Origin of the sequence: Actinoplanes sp. NPDC049265, from assembly GCF_043197135.1 — a bacterium.
In the GTDB taxonomy this organism is placed as follows: Bacteria; Actinomycetota; Actinomycetes; order Mycobacteriales; family Micromonosporaceae; genus Actinoplanes.
Window position 1 is genome coordinate 620,763 of the sequence record NZ_JBICSP010000001.1, and the last position, 16,721, is coordinate 637,483.

The window sequence follows — 16,721 nt, forward strand, 5'->3', positions numbered from 1 at the left end:
TACGATCGCCGGGTGACACTCCAGCAGGATGCGCCCACCCCGGGCGAGCAGCAGATCGACGTGCACACCACGGCCGGCAAGCTCGCCGACCTCGACCGGCGCATCGAGGAGGCGGCACACGCTGGTTCCGAACGCGCGGTCGAGAAACAGCACGCCCGCGGCAAGAAGACCGCCCGCGAACGCATCGAACTGCTGCTCGACCCGGGTTCCTTCGTGGAACTCGACGAACTCGCCCGGCACCGGTCGACCAACTTCGGGCTGGAGCAGAACCGCCCGTACGGCGACGGTGTGGTCACCGGCCACGGCACCGTCGACGGCCGCCAGGTCTGCGTGTTCTCCCAGGACTTCACGGTCTTCGGCGGCTCGCTCGGCGAGGTCTTCGGCGAAAAGATCGTCAAGGTGCTCGACCTGGCCATGAAGATCGGCTGCCCGATCATCGGGATCAACGACTCCGGCGGCGCGCGCATCCAAGAGGGGGTGGTCGCGCTCGGGCTCTACGCCGACATCTTCTTCCGCAACGTACGCGCCAGTGGTGTGATCCCCCAGATCTCGCTGATCATGGGCCCCTGTGCCGGCGGCGCCGTCTACTCACCGGCCATCACCGACTTCACCGTCATGGTCGACCAGACGTCGCACATGTTCATCACCGGGCCCGACGTGATCCGCACGGTCACCGGCGAGGACGTCGGCATGGAGGAGCTGGGCGGCGGGCGTACCCACAACACCCGCAGCGGGAACGCGCACTACCTGGCGTCGGACGAAGAGGACGCCATCGACTACGTTCGCGCGCTCCTCTCGTACCTCCCCAGCAACAACCTGGACGACCCCACCACCTTCGACCTGCCCTCGGACCTCGACCCGACCGAAGCCGATCTTGCTCTTGACACCCTGATCCCCGACTCGGCCAACCAGCCCTACGACATCAAGACCGTCGTCGAGACCGTGGTCGAGGACTTCCTCGAGGTGCAGCCGCTGTACGCGCAGAACATCGTGGTCGGCTTCGGGCGGGTCGAGGGGCGGCCGGTCGGCGTCGTCGCCAACCAGCCGATGAACCTGGCCGGCACGCTCGACATCGCGGCGTCGGAGAAGGCGGCCCGGTTCGTGCGCACCTGCGACGCCTTCAACCTGCCCGTGCTGACCTTCGTGGACGTGCCCGGCTTCCTGCCCGGCACCGGCCAGGAGTGGGACGGCATCATCCGGCGCGGAGCCAAGCTGATCTACGCGTACGCCGAGGCCACAGTCCCCAAGGTCACCGTCATCACCCGGAAGGCGTACGGCGGCGCGTACGACGTGATGGGCTCCAAGCACCTCGGCGCCGACTTCAACTTCGCCTGGCCGACCGCCCAGATCGCCGTGATGGGAGCGCAGGGGGCGGTGAACATCCTCTACCGGGGCGAGATCTCGTCCGAAGAGAGGCGCGCCGAGCTCATCCGGGAGTACGAGGACACGCTGGCCAACCCCTACGTCGCGGCCGAACGCGGCTATGTGGACGCGGTCATCGCGCCGTCCCGCACCCGGGAACAGGTCACCCGCGCGTTGCGAGTACTCCGTACGAAGCGCGAGACCCTCCCGCCGAAGAAACATGGAAACATCCCACTGTGACCGACCATTCGGGCTAGTGACAATGCGTTAGGACGCGAGCACCCTCGTACGCATGTCATTGAGCTCGATGTCCCTGCTCACGGCCATCCTGGTCGGCATCGCGGTGTTCGGACTCGGCTACGTGTGGAACGGCTTCCGCGCATCCCGTGTCGTCCTCAAGGGAGCGAAGGGTAGCGTCCCGAAGGCTCGCGCCCTCTACTGGGGCAACCTCGGCCGGCTGATCAAATGGGGCCTGGCAGTGGCCGCGATCCTCTTCGTGCTCGTCACCTGGAGCGCCCGCGACGCACCGGCCGCCCCAGCGACTCCGTCGCCTTCGTCGTCGCCGTCAGCTCGCCGATAGTTCCGGCAGCCACTGCCCCGCCAGCATGAACGCGCCGACCACCAGCACCGCGATCGTCACCAGATAGAAAAATCCCACCCACATGACCGCGGGTACGCGCGTGAGATGCGCCAACTGATCGGCGTCGGACTCGGGCATCCGCCCCCGGCGCCGCAGCTTCTGCAGCTCGCCGACCGGACGCACGCCCCCGATCAGCAGGAACCACACTCCCGTGTAGGCGAACGCGGCCTGCACCTCCGGCGACGCATACCACGACACGGCGAAGACGATCGCGCCGGTGACCAGCAGCGAGATCACTCCGAACAGGTTCCGGATGTTGATCAGCATGAGCAGCAGCAGCACGATCGCCAGCCAGAGCAGCAGCGTGATCCGGTTCCCGCCGAGAATCCAGGCACCGGCCAGCCCGACCAGCGACGGCGCGATGTAGCCGCCCAGCAGCGTGAAGATCATGCCCGGGCCGGTCGGGCGCCCCGCCGACAACGTCAGACCGGAGGTGTCGAACTCGAGCCGAATCCCCCGCAGGCGGCGGCCGGTGAGCAGGGCGGCGAGCGCGTGGCCACCCTCGTGGGCGATGGTCACCGCGTTGCGGGCGATCCGCCACACCGGGCGTACGGCCACCGCGACCAACGCCACCAGGGCCGTAATCAGCGCCAGCAGGGCGGGCGGGTCGGGCTGGGCGCTGAACAGCTCATCCCAGATGCTCGTCACACCGTCGATCGACACAGCCCGGGAGCGTAGTCGATCTGCGCTTCACAGGGTCGAGCGGCTGTTTCGACGGGCCTGGCGGCTGACGTACTTCTTCCGGTCGCTTCGCAGCTTTTCAGTGCGGCCGGGCGTTTCCGCCCGGCCGCGGCGCACGGCTAAGCTCGTCTCCGATATGTCGCCTTCGCCGGCTGCGGGCGGTTGAGGACCCACTTTCCGGCGAACGCACCGGCCACGATCACCAGACCGGCGATGACCAAAATGGTCACCAGCGGACTGGCAGCCGCGGCGAGCAGTGCCACGTCAGCCACGGCGACGAGCATCCACAACGCCAGTGTGGGCATGCGGCCGTGTTTCCTGCGTACCATGGTGCACCTCCATCCGTGTCCGGATGGATCAATACCCCGCTCAGAGCGGCTTGAACCCCTGGTAGATCTGCGCCAGCACGTCCTTGTTGGCGTCCCAGTCCTTCGGCGACGTGTAGAACGAAATGCCGAACGCCTTCTTCGCGCTCACGATGACGCCGCGCTTCTGGGCGTGCTGCGGGTTCCCCGAGGGATTGAGGTACGTGAATTCCCAGTCGGCCGCCTTCTGGAAGTAGCCGTCCACCGCGACCAGCCGGATCCGCTGGTAGTCGCGGTACTGGCTGCCCCGGCGGTCGGCCTCCTGCTGCTCCCAGTCCTTGACCGGGTCCGGCTTCGGCTGGTCGGTCTGATCGATGATCAGCAGCCGGAACGTCTTGTCGTCCTGCAGATAGACCTCGGTGCCACGCTGCGACTGGACATGGAAGCCCTTGGGCAGCGGCACCGTGAAGCCGTTCCCCTTGTAGACCGTCCAGCCCGCCGGCACGGTCCCCTGCGTGGACGGCTTGTCACTGGTCTTCGGCGGCGTACTGGCCGGAGTCTTGCCCTCATCCGGCGTCCGTCCACCGTCGCCGGACCCGGTGGCCGGCGCCGCCCCGGCGTTGTCGGTCGGCACCGCGGGCGGCTGCGTACTCCCGCCGCCCTCCTCGTCGTCCCCCGCGAAGGCCAGCGGCACCAGAATCCCGACCAGCAGCACAACCACCGCGACAATGGCGACGCCGATCGCCGTCTGCTTCCGGGTCAACGTGGTCCCGAAGATCGTCACTCCCCGCGACCGCATGGTCGGCGGAACCATCGGCTGCCAGGCCGGCCGGTTCGACCGCGGGAACGACGGGCTGTCGCTGGTCCGATCGGCGGTCACCCCGATGACAGCGGTCCCCGCCGCGGTCTGAGCGGTGCCCGAGTCATCGTCGTCCCGCCCGGTCAGGTCGCTCCGCGTAGCGTTGGCCAGCGAAGCGGTGGTGACCCGGGTCCTGTCGTCATCGGTGCTGCTCGTGGCGCCGGGCTTGCGAGCGGCGGGCACCGAGGCCGCCCGCTGGGGCGGAGTCGCCGAGCGTTCGTTGATCTGGGCGGCCACCTGGGTAGCGGCCAGCTTGGCGTCGGTGTCGGTCAGCGGCTTGGCGTTCGCCTTGCCGGCCTTGGCCTCTGATTTGCCGGTGTCGCCCTCGTCCTCGGCTGCGGCGTCCGTCGTGACGCCATCTTGGACCTGCTCCGCGGAAGCCTCGCCGCCCTTGGTCCCGCCTTGGGTGTCGGCTTTCGCGGAATCGTTGCTGGTGGCCTTGGCCTCGGTGGCCGACTCGGAGTCGGTGGGCTTCGAGTCGCCGGCCGTCGCCACGTCAGCCTTTGCGCCATCGGCCTTCGCCATGGCTGCTTCCGGCTCGCTGGTCCCGTCTGCTTCGGGGTCGCCGACGTCGCCGGCTGCTTCCGCCTCGCTGGTCCCGTCTGCTTCGGGGTCGCTGACCTCGTCGGCTGCTTCCGCCTCGGTGGCGACCGCTCCGTTCGCCTGGTCGGCCGGCTTCGAGTCGCCGGCCGCCACGGTCTCAACGGCATCCGCTTCGACGGCACTCACTACGCCGGCAGCCGCCGAGTTCGTGTCCTTGTCACCGGCGGTCGGCTTGGCTCCGGTGATCGACTTGAAGCCGGCGTCCGGCTTCGCCGCGGTCGTGCGCCCGCGTCCCTTGCGATTCCGCGTGGCCTTGCCCGGCGCCTTCGATCCGGTCTCGGACTCCGCGCTCGCGGATTTCGTTTCGGCCGAGGTCTTGGAGCTGCTCTCCGGATCAGGCTCAACGGCATCGGCGGAGTCCTGCTTCGACTTCGAAGCCGAGGCGTCCGGTGTCGTCTTCGACGCTTCCGCTTTCGACGACTCGGTATCAACCTTCGACGCGGCGGAACCCGAGGTCGCCCCGGAACCGTCCGCCGCCATGGAGGCCGAATCCGCCTTCGTCGTGGCAGCGCCCGACGTCGCCGCCGGACCATCCGCCTTCGTCGCAGCAGCACTCGACGTCGCCACGGGACCGTCCGCCTCGGTCGCAGCAGCACTTGACGTCGCCACCGCACCATCCGCCTCGGTCGCGGTGTCACTTGACGTCGCCACGGGACCGTCCGCCGCCGGATCCGCCTTCGTCGCGGCGGCACTCGACGTCGCCACAGGACCGTCCGCCGCCGGATCCGCCTTGGTTACGGCGGCACTCGACGTTGTTGCCGGATCGTCCGACGACTTGGGGTCGGCCGAGGGGGCTGCGCTGTCTGGCTTCGGGGCTGCTTCGGTGGAGGTTGCCACGGAGCTTTCGGGCGTGGCGGGCTCTGTCTTTTCGGGCTCGTCGGTCAGCGGGCCGCCTGCGCCGGAAGCCTCGGCGGGGGCGGTGGCAGCGTCGGCCTGAGCGGCGGTGAGGCCAGTCCGGGCGGCGCCGGTGTCGGGCGTGTTGCGGGTGGGTGGCTTACCGCCGGGCACCACGGTCGTGCGGTCGTCGGTCCTGGGGGCCGGTGGGCGACGGACGATCGACGTCGCGGCGGTGTCGGTCGGTGTCGGCGTCTGGTTGCCCGGGATGACGACCGGAGCGTGGGAGCTCGGGGCCGGAATCCGCGGGGACCGGGTGCGCGGCTGCTCGGTCGGCGGGGCCACGGCGGCGTTGCGGGGCGACGGCGCCGATGCGCTGCCAGGCGACGCGGGCGCGGATGCGCTGCCCGGTGAGCCCGGAACAGACGCGCTGCCAGGAGACGCCGGTGCCGACGCGCTGCCAGGAGACGTCGGTGCCGACGTGGTGCCGGGCGAGCCCGGTGCCGATGCGCTGTCGGGGGTGGCCGGCTGGGAGGGGCGGTGAACGACTGTGGTCGGGTCGGCGGTGGGGCGCTGGCGGGACGGGGGCAGGCCGCGGGCGGCGCGGCGGGCCTCCTGGGCGGCCAGGTAATGCTGGGAGGCTTCGGCCAGGCGGGCCTCGGCCTCGGCCTCGGAAAGTGCGGGGCCGCTGCGGGTCTGCGCCGATGGCGGCTCAGCTGCTGTCGGCTGGGTGGGCGGCTGGGCGCGGCCGGGGCGGCTGGGACTCTGCGGGCCTGGGACGGTGCCGTAGGTGCCCCGGCTGCCGTGTGCGAGCGCGCCATTTGCGCTCGACGACGCGGGACCCGGTGCCGCCGCTGAGCCGTCCCGGCCCGCTGTTGCTCCTGTCGAGCCCCGGGAGCGCGTACCCCCCGAAGGATCTTGATCTTCTCTGACCGGAGGGGTGTCCAGGCGGGTGGAGTCGAGGCGCGGGCCGTCAACGCGGGTGGGGGTCTCGGGCGCGGGGCGCGCGACCGACGCCTTGCCCGGCGCGAAGACCGGACGGCCGGTGGGCGGCGGACTACCCGGAGCGACCGGCGGCTGCGACGTGGATTGACCCGGAGGCTGCTGGCGGGACGCGGCCGGCGGCTGCTGGCGGGAGACGCCGGGCTGCGGGCGCGAGACCGGCGGGCGCGGACCTGGTACGACCGGAGCGGCGCCCGTGCCACCGCCGGGGACGACCGGCGGGGCGGTGCGCTCGCGGCCGACACCGGGGCGGCGCATCGTCGGGCTCATCGGGAACGACAGCTTCGACCGGCGGCCGGTGGCCCGCTGCAGAAGGCGCTCGGCCTCGACGGCGTCGATGCGGTGGGCGGGATCTTTGCGAAGCAGGCCGTTGAGCACCGGCTTGAGCGGACCGGCGTTGCGGGCCGGCGGCGGATTTTCGGTGGCCAGGGCGGCCAGCGTGGCGATGGCGGACGGGCGCGCGAACGGCGAGCTACCCTCGACAGCGGCGTAGAGGGTGGCGCCCAGCGACCACAGGTCGGCGGCCGGGCCCGCTGTGCCGTCGCGAGCGCGCTCGGGGGCGATATAGGCCGGCGAGCCCAGCACCAGGCCGGTCCGTGTGACATCCGGGTTGCCGGGCAGCGTGGCCAGGCCGAAGTCGGTGAGCACGACCCGGCCGTCCGACCCGATCAGCACGTTGCCGGGCTTCACATCGCGATGCACGACGCCGTTGCGGTGGGCGGCGCGGAGGGCGTTGAGCACGCCAAGACCAATTTCAGCGGCGCGTACGGCGGGGAAGGGCCCGTCGGCGGCCAGCTTGTCCTGCAGGGAGCGGGACGGGACGTACTCCATGACGATCCACGGGTCGGCATCCGTCCGCAGCACGTCGAAGACGCGCACCACGTTGATGTTGTTGAGCCGGGCGATCGCGCGCGCCTCACGCAGCGACCGCTCGCGCATCTCCTGCCGCTCGTCGTGCGTCAGCCCCGGCGGCGGCACGAGTTCCTTGATGGCGACCTCGCGGTGCAGCACCACGTCGGTCGCCCGCCAGACACGACCCATCCCGCCCTGACCGAGCGGCGCGACGAGCCGGTAACGGTCAGCGACAATGAGCGGGGGGGAAGTAGACATCACGCAGAAAATACCCGGTCATGTCTAGGCGCAGCTAATTGATCAGCCGAGTGTGGGATGCGTGTCACCGCCCGCCCCCCGACATTGTCGTACGCTCTGTCGATGGATGCGGAACCGCAGGTCAGGGTCACCCGAGGCACACCGACCGCGGAAGAGCTGGCCGCATTGGTCGCGGTGGTCGTCGGCCGGGCCCACAGATCATCCATGTACGCGGTTTCACATTCGCCCCGGTCGGAGTGGGCTCGCAGCGCCCGCCCGGTAGAGAAGCCGTCGTCGTGGCGCGCGTCGGGCTTCGTCCACAGGGTGCTCTGAGGCTCTGGGGTTCCGCTACCCTCGCGGTGGATCCGATTCATAGACGCACGTAAACGGATCTTCGCGCCGGCAGCGGGAGGGGGAGCGACGGTGCTCGCGGAAGAGGACCGGGGCCCATCGTGGCTCCGCGACTACGGCAACACCAACTTCGGCACCATCGACGCCGACATAGCGGCAATGGAGAATTTCGCCAAAAAACTCCGCGCCGACGTGGAAACCAACTACGTCCCCCACCTGACCAGCGTGACCGACAAGATGCTGACCAAGCTTCCGCCCGCGGCCACGACGTTTCCCGAGCTGGTGGCCTTCATGCAGGACCACGTCCAGGCCCAGGACGCCACCCAGAGCAACGTCTACGGATTCGCCGACGGCACCGCACGCTTCGCCACCGTGGCCCAAACCATCAGCAAGGAGTACGCGGGCAGCGACGCGTTCGCGCAAGCCCGGGTCGGTGACGTGGAGGACGCCTTTGTCGCCTCCGTGACCCCGACGGAGGCGACGCCCGATGCTTGATGCCGGCGGAGGCGGCGGCTACGGAGGAACCGACTGGAGCGGCATGTCGATGACCGACATGTGGAAGGCGCTCCAGAACCAGGACACGACACCGCATTGGGAACTGGTCGACGGCTGGCGGAAGTCCTACGAGCTGACGCTGCAGCACATTTCCGCGGTTCGGAGCTACCGCGACAATCTCGCGTCGGCGTGGCCTCCGGACAAGAGCCGCGCGTCAGCGGCCTACATCGATCGGCTGGACGCTCTTCTGGAGCATCTGCAGGAGACCTACGACGCCGCGATCGCCAACCACAGCGCCTTCAGCAGCGCGACCCTGTCGATCAGTTCATCTCGGCGCGAGCTCGAGACAGTCGTGACAGAGTACTTGGCGAACGAGACCAAGCTCGCCGACTACGAGCAGGCCAAGGAAGCCGCCAACGTCCCGCTGGGCGAAGACAACCTCCCTCGCCCGACTCCGACGAACCCGGTGGCCGCAGGACGCCAGATCCAACTCGAAACCCGCGCCCGCGCCATCATGTCAAGCCTCAGCACAGACCTCATCCAGGCACGCTCCCAGCTAAAACAACCGGCGCGATACACGCCCACGGCGAAGGGCGGGATAGACGAAGACGACAGCGACGTCGTCGGTCCTCCGCCGCCGATTCCACCAGTCGCCACGTTCGATCCCGGCTCTTCCAGCGCTTCTGGTAGTGGGCATTCGGCCGTCGGGTCAGCGCGAACTCTGCCAACTGACGCAGGCGTCACGACCCCGTCAGGTGGAGGTGGTCGCCTACCTGGCCTCGTCCTTGGGGGCGTCCAACCACCCGTGGCCGCTCCGCTCGCCCCACCACCCGTCGTGAGCCCGCCTTCACCTGGTCCGACCTATGGGACTCCGATCTCACCTCCCATTGCTGGACCGAGCGGATACAACGGTCTGAGAGGCGGAGCCTCAGGCTTGACCGGACCATCGGGAAAATTGCCGTCGGGCGGGCGAGGCATTCCTCCTTCCGGCGTAATCAGGAATCCATCAACTGTGACGCCCGGACAGAGCACACCCGGCCGCCCAGCCGTCAACCCCGTCGGCGGCGTCATCGCTCCGAACACGCCTGGCAAGACCAGCGGTTCACCGGGTCGACCAGGCATGGCGCCAATGGCTCCCATGGGTAGCCGTCCAAACGAGCCAGACGACCACTCCCCGGATAAGCAACGCTGGGATCCCGATAATCCGTGGCGGACGGCCAAGGGCGTAGATCCAGTCCTCATGCCGACTGAGGAGCCACCGATTGACCCCGGTCCCGCGATCGGACTCTCGTAATGCCAGTGGCAAAGACGTCAATCGGTCTCGTTAGCGCACTTACGGCAATCGCCATTGTGCCGTTCCAGACACCGGCGAAAGCCGATGCAATTCGAGACCGGGAATGGCATCTTGGGTTCCTGCACATTGCGGAGGCTCAGAAGATCAGCACCGGCGCGGGCGTATCCGTCGCCGTTGTGGACACGGGAGTCCATCCACATCCGGACCTGAAGAGGAACCTCAAGGCTGGCACAAGCACCTTGCCGAGTGCACCTGGCGACGGCACCGACGACAAAAACGGTCACGGGACTGCCATGGCGGGACTGATCGCCGGCCACGGCCGAACTGGCGATGCGGGAATTCTTGGCATAGCACCTGCCGCCAAGATCATCCCCGTCAGGAGCACCGATGCGGAAGCCACGGAGGCAGACGGTTTTCTCTCAACTGGAATTGCCTGGGCCGCACAGAACGGAGCCCAGGTCATCAATGTGTCCGGCGCAACCGCACCGACTGTCGGCATGCGGGACGCAATCGACAAAGCGGACGAAGCCGACGCTGTAGTCGTCGCCAGCTCCGGCAACCGCCCACAGGACTCGCGCATCGGATACCCAGCGGCAATGCCAGGGGTCCTTGCGGTGGGCGCCGTCGATCGGTCCGGCATGCACGCTGCCTTCTCGGTCGAGGGTGACCCCGTGCAGATCTGCGCTCCGGGCGTTGAGATTGAAACCACCCGAAACAACAATCGATATTCTGTCGCTATTGGGACCTCCCCTGCTGCCGCGATTGTGTCGGGGGCGGCTGCGCTGGTGCGGGCCAAGTTTCCTGACCTGTCTGCTCCAGAGGTGATTGCGCGTCTTACCTCGACCGCTACCGATATCGGGCCTCCGGGGCGGGACAAAGAATGCGGCTTCGGTGTGCTCAATATTGTCAAGGCGCTGACCGTCGGCGGCACGGACAGCGGCGACAAAAGTGAAGCCGTCTCGCCTGCGCCGACTCAGCAGGCGGCGCCGGGCCAGGATGATGGCGAGGGCGCTCCTGTTGCGCTGATCGTCGGGGGTGTCGTGGTCGTCCTCGGCGGGCTTGCTGCTCTGTTTGTCGCTCGGCGGCGACGGCGCGGGTAGGCAACAAAGAGCTCGGAGGCGGGACCGCGCGAGCCGGGAGACACGGACGCGGAGGCGGGACCGCGCGAGCAGGAAGGCAAGGACGCGGAGGCGGGACCGCGCGAGGTGGGAGAACGGCGGGAGAACTGAGGCGGGGACGTTGGACTGCTTCGTTCGGAGACACATCAGTGCAGTGGAGGGTCACTGTGGGGTGTGGTCTGTAGCGTGCAGGCTGTGCTGACCGACATTTCGTACCGACTTGTTCTCGCTTCCGCCAGCCCGGCGCGGCGGGCTCTGCTGAAGGCTGCCGGCATTGATGTGGACGTGCTGGTCAGCGGGGTGGACGAGTCTGTTGTCGAGGCTGAGGACGCGTACACGCTGAGTTTGGCTCTGGCTCGGATGAAAGCGCGCACCGTGGCGGCCCGGATGCAGGCCGACCCGGGGGTGCTGGTGCTGGGGTGTGACTCCGTCCTGGCGTTCGAAGGGCAGATTCTGGGGAAGCCGGGGGACGCGGACGAAGCGGTCCGGCGGTGGCACTCCATGCGCGGCAAGTCGGGGGTGCTGCACACGGGGCACCACCTGACCGATCTGGTCACCGGGCGGCAGGCTGAGGATGTGGGTACGACAGTCGTGCACTTCGCCGACATCACCGACGCCGAGATCGAGGCGTACGTGGCGACCGAGGAACCGCTGCACGTGGCCGGCTCATTCACCATCGACGGGCGGGGCGGCGCCTTCATCGAGCGGATCGAAGGCGACCCGGGCAATGTGGTCGGGCTGTCCCTGCCGCTGATGCGCCGCCTGCTCGGCGAGCTCAACGTGTCCATCACCCAGCTCTGGAGAGATTGAGCACCGTGACCTACGAGCCGCTTCAGCTGACCCCGCCCCTGCACGAATATCTGCTCGCCCACTCCTCCGCGCCGGACGACATCACAGCCGACCTGATCGCCGAGACTCGGGCCAACCTGCCCGACCGGGCCGGCATGCAGGTCGCCCCGGAGCAGGCCGCCTTCCTGAAGATCCTGGCCGCGGTCACGCGGGCCCGGAACGCCGTCGAGATCGGGACCTTCACCGGCCTCTCCAGCCTGGCCATCGCCCAGGGCATGGGCGCGGACGGCAAGCTGATCTGCTTCGACGTCTCCACCGAGTGGACGGACATCGCCCAGCGATACTGGCGCCGGGCCGGCGTACACGATCGCATTGAACTCCGCATCGGACCCGCGGCCTCGAACCTGACCGCCCTGCCCGCGGAAGAGCACCTGGATCTGGTTTCATCGACGCCGACAAGGAGAACTACACGACCTACTGGACCGAGCTCGTCCCGCGCCTGCGCCCGGGCGGCCTGATCCTGGTCGACAACGTCCTGTGGAGCGGCCGCGTCCTCGACCCGCAGAATGAGCGTGACCAGGGCGTCGTCGACTTCAACGCCGCCGCCGTGCAGGATCCGCGGGTCGAACTGGTGATCGTGCCCATCGGCGACGGCATCACCATGGCCCGCAAGCTTTAGCGGACGCTCCGGGCGAAGAGTCGCGCCGACCAGGCGACGGCCAGTATCGCGAGCACCGCCATGATGACCAGGCCCTGCCACACGTCGGGCGACCCGAGATCGCCTCGGAACAGCGCTCGCGTGCCGTTGACCGCCCACGAGAACGGGTTCCAGTTCGCGATGCCACGGAGCCAGCCAGGGGCGTACGTCAGCGGCAGCAGAATGCCGGAAAGCAGCAGCACCGGCTGGGCCACGGTGTTCATCAGCGGCGCGAGCGCGTCCTCGCTCTTGACCGCCAATGCAACGCCATAGCTCACTGCCGACGTCATTAACGATATGAGCGCGAGCATGAGGTACGCCAACAGCAGGTTCCCGATGACCACTCGCAGGTCGAAGACCAACGCCAGCAGGGTGATGATCACCGCCTGGGCGATCAGCGACACCGTGTCCCGCAACGAGCGCCCGAGCAGCAGGGCGAGCCGGCTGACCGGGGTGACCCGGGAGCGCTCGATCACCCCGGCGCGCAACTCGGCGATGAGGCCGAAGCCCTGAAACAGCCCGCCGAAGATGGCGAGCAGCACCAGCAGGCCGGGCACGAAGATCTCGTACGCCTCGGCGTCGGTGTCCACGCCCAGCGCGGGCTTGAGCAGCGGCGCGAACAGCAGCAGATACATCACCGGCTGAAAGAGCCCCACGCCGATCCACACCGGGTTGCGGAGGAGCAGCATCATCTGGCGCGAGAAGATCAGCGAGGTGTCACGTACCAGTTTCATCGCTCAGCTCTCCCGCAGCGATCGGCCGGTCTTGGTCAGGAACACGTCGTCCAGGCTGGGCCGGTGCAGTTCGATGGCACCGAGCTCGACCGAGGCGGCGTCCAGCGCCCGCAGGATGAGCGGGATCGCGGCCGCGCCGTCGTCGACGTAGAGCCGCACCCCGTCCTCCGAAGTCTCGATCTTGGTCACGAAGGCGGCCGAGTCGAGAACCTCGGCCGCGGCTGTGACGGCCGGCGTCGACACCCGCACCACCTCGCCCGAAATGTCACGTTTCAGCGAGGCCGGTGACCCCGACGCGACGACCTCCCCGTGGTCCATGATGGAGATCCGGTCGCAGAGCGCATCCGCCTCGTCGAGGTAGTGCGTAGTGAGGAAGACGGTCATGCCCTCGTCCCGCAGCCGCCGCACCTCGTCCCACATGTGCGCCCGGCTCTGCGGATCTAGCCCGGTGGTCGGCTCGTCGAGAAACACCACTTTCGGCTCGTGGATGATGCCGAGCGCGATATCGACCCGGCGCCGCTGGCCACCGGAATACGTCTTGCACTTGCGGTCGGCGTACCCGGCCAGCTGAAAGCTCTCGAGCACGGTCGCCGCACGCGCCTGAGCGGCCGCCTTCGACACGCCGTACAGTCGCGCCTGCAGCACCAGTTCCTCGCGCGCGGTCGACTCGTCCCACGTGCTGCCGCCCTGCGCGACATACCCGATCCGGCGCCGCACCCCGCCCGGGTCGCGCCGCAGATCGGCGCCCGCGATCGTCGCGGTGCCGCCATCGGGCTCGATGAGCGTGGCCAGCATTCGCAACGTCGTGGTCTTGCCCGCACCGTTGGGCCCGAGGAAGCCGAAGATCTCGCCCTCGGCCACCTCCAGGTCGACCCCGCGAACAGCCTCGACCGTCTTCTTCTCTCGACCCTGGCGGGACACGAACGCTTTGCGAAGCCCCTTCGTAAGGATCATACGAAGGAGGCTATCAGTCAAGTTTTAGTAGTCAAGCTTGATTATCAAGCGACCCAGCCCTCGGGCGCCGCCCCCGGCCGCTGCGGCGTGAAGGCCTCGGGCAGGTACGGCGCCCCGCCCTCGATCAACGTCGCCGTCCGCTCGCACCAGCGGATCTCCGCCTCGGAGATGTCGATCGACCGTTCCCACAACCAGCTCACGAAGACCGGCTTGTTCACGACCCAGTCGGCCGAGGTGGCCGCCCGCAACTGCTCCACGCCGGCCCGCAGCTGCCCCGCCCGGTTCCGCAGCGCCGCGGCGGCTTCGTCCCGCGGAATCGCCGGCAGGAACGAGAACGCCGCCATGAACGGATCGGCCGGCGCGGCCAGGTTCCACCACTGGTTACGCAGCAGCGACTGAAACTCCTCGGCGCCGTTCTCGGTGATCTCGTAGGTCGTCCGAGCCGGCCGCGACCCCACCTGCTCGGTGGCGACCTCCCGCAACAGCCCCTCTTCCGACAACTTCCGCAAAGCGTGATAGATCGACCCCGGCTGCACGTTGGCCCACTTGTCCGCACTCCAGCTCAGCAGCTCACGCCGCACGTCATATCCGTGCACCGGTTGCATCCACTGCACCAGCCCGAGAATCATCATCCGAGTCGCCGACATACCGCCCAGTTTATTAGCCAAGTTTGACTAAAACTCAAGATCAAGTGCTCGCGTGGGTACGGCGGTCTCCGGTCGTTGTCCACAGGCGGGCCGGGGATCGAAGAGGTGTGGATGAATGGTGCGGGTGGGCGGACGGCTCATCTAGGCTCGGCTCGTGCGCAAGGTATTGATCGCCAATCGTGGTGAGATCGCGGTGCGGGTGCTTCGGGCCTGCCGCGATGCGGGGCTGGGCAGCGTCGCCGTCTACGCCGACAGCGACCGGGACGCGCCGCATGCGCGGCTGGCCGATGAGGCTTACGCGCTGGGTGGGGAAACTGCGGCCGAGACCTATCTGCGCATCGACAAGCTTCTCGATGTGGCCCGGCGGAGCGGGGCGGACGCGGTTCACCCGGGGTACGGGTTCCTGTCGGAGAACGCCGACTTTGCTCAAGCCGTACTCGACGCGAACCTGATCTGGATCGGACCGGCCCCGCAGGCGATCCGCGATCTCGGCGACAAGGTGACCGCCCGCCACATCGCGCAGCGGGCGGGGGCGCCGCTCGTGCCGGGCACGTCCGAGCCGGTGGCCGGCGCTGAGGAGATCGTGGCCTTCGCCGACGAGCACGGGCTGCCGGTCGCGATCAAGGCGGCGTTCGGTGGTGGCGGCCGGGGGCTCAAGGTGGCCCGCACCCGTGCGGAGATCCCGGCCCTGTTCGAGTCGGCGACGCGGGAGGCGGTGGCGGCGTTCGGGCGGGGCGAGTGCTTCGTCGAGCGCTACCTGGACCGGCCGCGGCACGTCGAGGCGCAGGTGCTGGCCGACACGCACGGCAATGTCGTGGTGGTCGGCACGCGCGACTGCTCGTTGCAGCGCCGCCACCAGAAGCTGGTCGAGGAGGCGCCGGCGCCCTTCCTCACCGACGAGCAGCGGGCGCAGATCCACCAGAGTGCCAAGGCGATCTGCCGGGAGGCCGGTTACCACGGGGCGGGCACGGTGGAATACCTGGTCGGGCCGGACGGGACGATCTCGTTTCTCGAGGTGAACACCCGGCTGCAGGTGGAGCATCCGGTCAGCGAGGAGACCACGGGCCTCGATCTGGTTCGCGAGCAGTTCCGGATCGCCGACGGCGAGGCGCTCGGGGTGACCGAGGATCCGGAACCGCGCGGGCATGCGATCGAGTTCCGGGTCAACGGCGAGGACGCGGGGCGTAACTTCCTGCCCGCCCCGGGGACGGTCACGGCGTTGAGCTGGCCGGCCGGGCCGGGCGTACGCGTCGACTCGGGCGTGGAGAACGGCAGCGTGATCGGCGGGAACTTCGACTCGATGCTCGCCAAGATCATCGTCATTGGCGCGACTCGGCGGGAGGCGATCGAGCGGGCCCGCCGGGTGCTGGACGAGACGGTGGTCGAGGGCATCGCGACGGTGCTGCCGTTCCATCGTGCGGTGGTGCGTGACCCGGCCTTCGCCGACGACTTCACCGTGCACACCCGCTGGATCGAGACCGAGTGGGCCGGCGGCGTGGCACCGTTCGAGGCGGCGCCGGCCGAGGCGGCTGAGCCGGCCGAACGCGAGACCATCGTGGTCGAGGTGGGCGGCAAGAGGCTCGAGGTGACGCTGCCGGCCGAGTTCGCCGCGCCGAGAGCGGCGGCGGGGCGGAAGCCGGCGGCACGGCGGACGGGCCGGGCCACGGCGGCCGGAACGGCGAGTGCGGCCGCGCTGGCCGCCCCGATGCAGGGCACGATCGTCAAGGTCGCCGCGCAGAACGGCGACGAGGTCGCGGAGGGCGACGTCATCGTGGTCGTCGAGGCGATGAAGATGGAGCAGCCGCTGACCGCCCACAAGTCCGGCACCGTGAACGGCCTGGCCGCCGAGGTGGGCGCCACCGTCACCGCCGGCACCACGATCTGCACCATCGACTAGGACCAGGCCGACGAGCCACGAGGGGCCGGCGGGCGCTGGCTAGCCGTTGAGCCGAAGAACGCGTCCTCCAGCGAGATGGCGCGGGCGCGGCGGAGATCCGTGCGGGCCGGCAGGGCGCCCAGCCAGCCCAGGCGCGTCCTATTCAGGAAGGGCGGGCAGCACTAAAAGGCAACACAAGTCGCATTTCGCCCGGGCGGTGATACCTTACGGGCCGTCGGCACGGGACCCGCCGACGGCCCTGCGCCGCCCGATGGAGCGGCACGGCATTCACGTTACGCCCACCGTGCGTATTCCGGATGACGAGACCGTGGAGGCGAGCGACACTCGGCAGAACACCCCTGGACAGCACCGCTCTGCACGTAGCGTGTCG

At 68.9% G+C, this 16,721-nt stretch carries 13 protein-coding genes and 2 pseudogenes; 9 read left to right on the plus strand and 6 right to left on the minus strand.

The features are described from left to right. Positions 1-12: 12 nt before the first annotated feature. Together ACGFIO_RS03045 and ACGFIO_RS03050 are read left to right on the plus strand one after the other, a co-directional pair. A complete protein-coding gene (locus ACGFIO_RS03045) occupies positions 13-1,602 on the plus strand; it encodes an acyl-CoA carboxylase subunit beta (protein ID WP_392821254.1) in 1,590 nt (529 codons plus the stop codon). Between the two features lie 52 nt (positions 1,603-1,654). Continuing rightward, entirely contained in the window at positions 1,655-1,942 is a 288-nt protein-coding gene (locus ACGFIO_RS03050) for a hypothetical protein (protein ID WP_392821257.1), read from the plus strand. On the opposite strand, the gene ACGFIO_RS03055 is transcribed toward ACGFIO_RS03050, so the two are convergent. The 3 genes and pseudogenes from ACGFIO_RS03055 to ACGFIO_RS03065 form a co-directional block, all read right to left on the minus strand. Beyond that, complete coding sequence (locus tag ACGFIO_RS03055) at positions 1,928-2,665, minus strand: M50 family metallopeptidase (RefSeq protein ID WP_392821260.1); 738 nt, start codon at positions 2,663-2,665, stop codon at positions 1,928-1,930. The genes ACGFIO_RS03050 and ACGFIO_RS03055 overlap by 15 nt on opposite strands. Before the next feature lie 137 nt (positions 2,666-2,802). Next, the gene (locus tag ACGFIO_RS03060; RefSeq protein WP_392821261.1) at positions 2,803-3,012 is read right to left on the minus strand and encodes a hypothetical protein; all 210 of its coding nucleotides are present in this window, start codon (positions 3,010-3,012) and stop codon (positions 2,803-2,805) included. Positions 3,013-6,112: 3,100 nt separating this feature from the next. Then, positions 6,113-7,396 (minus strand): annotated as a pseudogene (locus ACGFIO_RS03065) (serine/threonine-protein kinase); the annotation flags it as partial. Positions 7,397-7,498: 102 nt separating this feature from the next. Here ACGFIO_RS03065 and ACGFIO_RS03070 point away from each other — a divergent pair. From ACGFIO_RS03070 to ACGFIO_RS03095, 6 genes and pseudogenes are all read left to right on the plus strand, one after another. Then, positions 7,499-7,708 (plus strand): acyl-CoA carboxylase subunit epsilon, encoded by a 210-nt coding sequence (locus ACGFIO_RS03070; protein WP_392821262.1) that lies wholly within the window; start codon positions 7,499-7,501, stop codon positions 7,706-7,708. A 90-nt stretch (positions 7,709-7,798) separates the two neighbouring features. Further along, positions 7,799-8,221, plus strand: a complete 423-nt coding sequence (locus tag ACGFIO_RS03075) for a hypothetical protein (RefSeq protein WP_392821264.1) — start codon at positions 7,799-7,801, stop codon at positions 8,219-8,221. Then, positions 8,214-9,515: a hypothetical protein gene (locus ACGFIO_RS03080; protein WP_392821266.1), complete on the plus strand. Its 1,302-nt coding sequence runs from the start codon at positions 8,214-8,216 to the stop codon at positions 9,513-9,515. Before ACGFIO_RS03075 ends, ACGFIO_RS03080 begins: the two co-directional genes overlap by 8 nt. Beyond that, positions 9,515-10,615: a S8 family serine peptidase gene (locus ACGFIO_RS03085; RefSeq protein ID WP_392821267.1), complete on the plus strand. Its 1,101-nt coding sequence runs from the start codon at positions 9,515-9,517 to the stop codon at positions 10,613-10,615. Before ACGFIO_RS03080 ends, ACGFIO_RS03085 begins: the two co-directional genes overlap by 1 nt. 213 nt (positions 10,616-10,828) lie before the next feature. Then, entirely contained in the window at positions 10,829-11,443 is a 615-nt protein-coding gene (locus ACGFIO_RS03090) for a Maf family protein (RefSeq protein ID WP_392821270.1), read from the plus strand. A 5-nt stretch (positions 11,444-11,448) separates the two neighbouring features. After that, positions 11,449-12,101 (plus strand): annotated as a pseudogene (locus tag ACGFIO_RS03095) (O-methyltransferase). Here ACGFIO_RS03095 and ACGFIO_RS03100 read toward each other — a convergent pair. From ACGFIO_RS03100 to ACGFIO_RS03110, 3 genes are read right to left on the minus strand one after another with little or no spacing between them, the layout of a single operon-like run. Further along, positions 12,098-12,853: an ABC transporter permease gene (locus ACGFIO_RS03100; protein ID WP_392821272.1), complete on the minus strand. Its 756-nt coding sequence runs from the start codon at positions 12,851-12,853 to the stop codon at positions 12,098-12,100. The pseudogene ACGFIO_RS03095 and the gene ACGFIO_RS03100 overlap by 4 nt on opposite strands. A gap of 3 nt (positions 12,854-12,856) precedes the next feature. Beyond that, positions 12,857-13,807, minus strand: a complete 951-nt coding sequence (locus tag ACGFIO_RS03105) for an ATP-binding cassette domain-containing protein (RefSeq protein WP_392821274.1) — start codon at positions 13,805-13,807, stop codon at positions 12,857-12,859. 44 nt (positions 13,808-13,851) lie between these two features. Beyond that, complete coding sequence (locus ACGFIO_RS03110) at positions 13,852-14,454, minus strand: helix-turn-helix transcriptional regulator (protein ID WP_392821277.1); 603 nt, start codon at positions 14,452-14,454, stop codon at positions 13,852-13,854. 154 nt (positions 14,455-14,608) lie between these two features. On the opposite strand from ACGFIO_RS03110, the gene ACGFIO_RS03115 reads away from it, so the two are divergent. Beyond that, positions 14,609-16,351: an acetyl/propionyl/methylcrotonyl-CoA carboxylase subunit alpha gene (locus ACGFIO_RS03115; RefSeq protein ID WP_392821280.1), complete on the plus strand. Its 1,743-nt coding sequence runs from the start codon at positions 14,609-14,611 to the stop codon at positions 16,349-16,351. Positions 16,352-16,721: the final 370 nt, after the last annotated feature.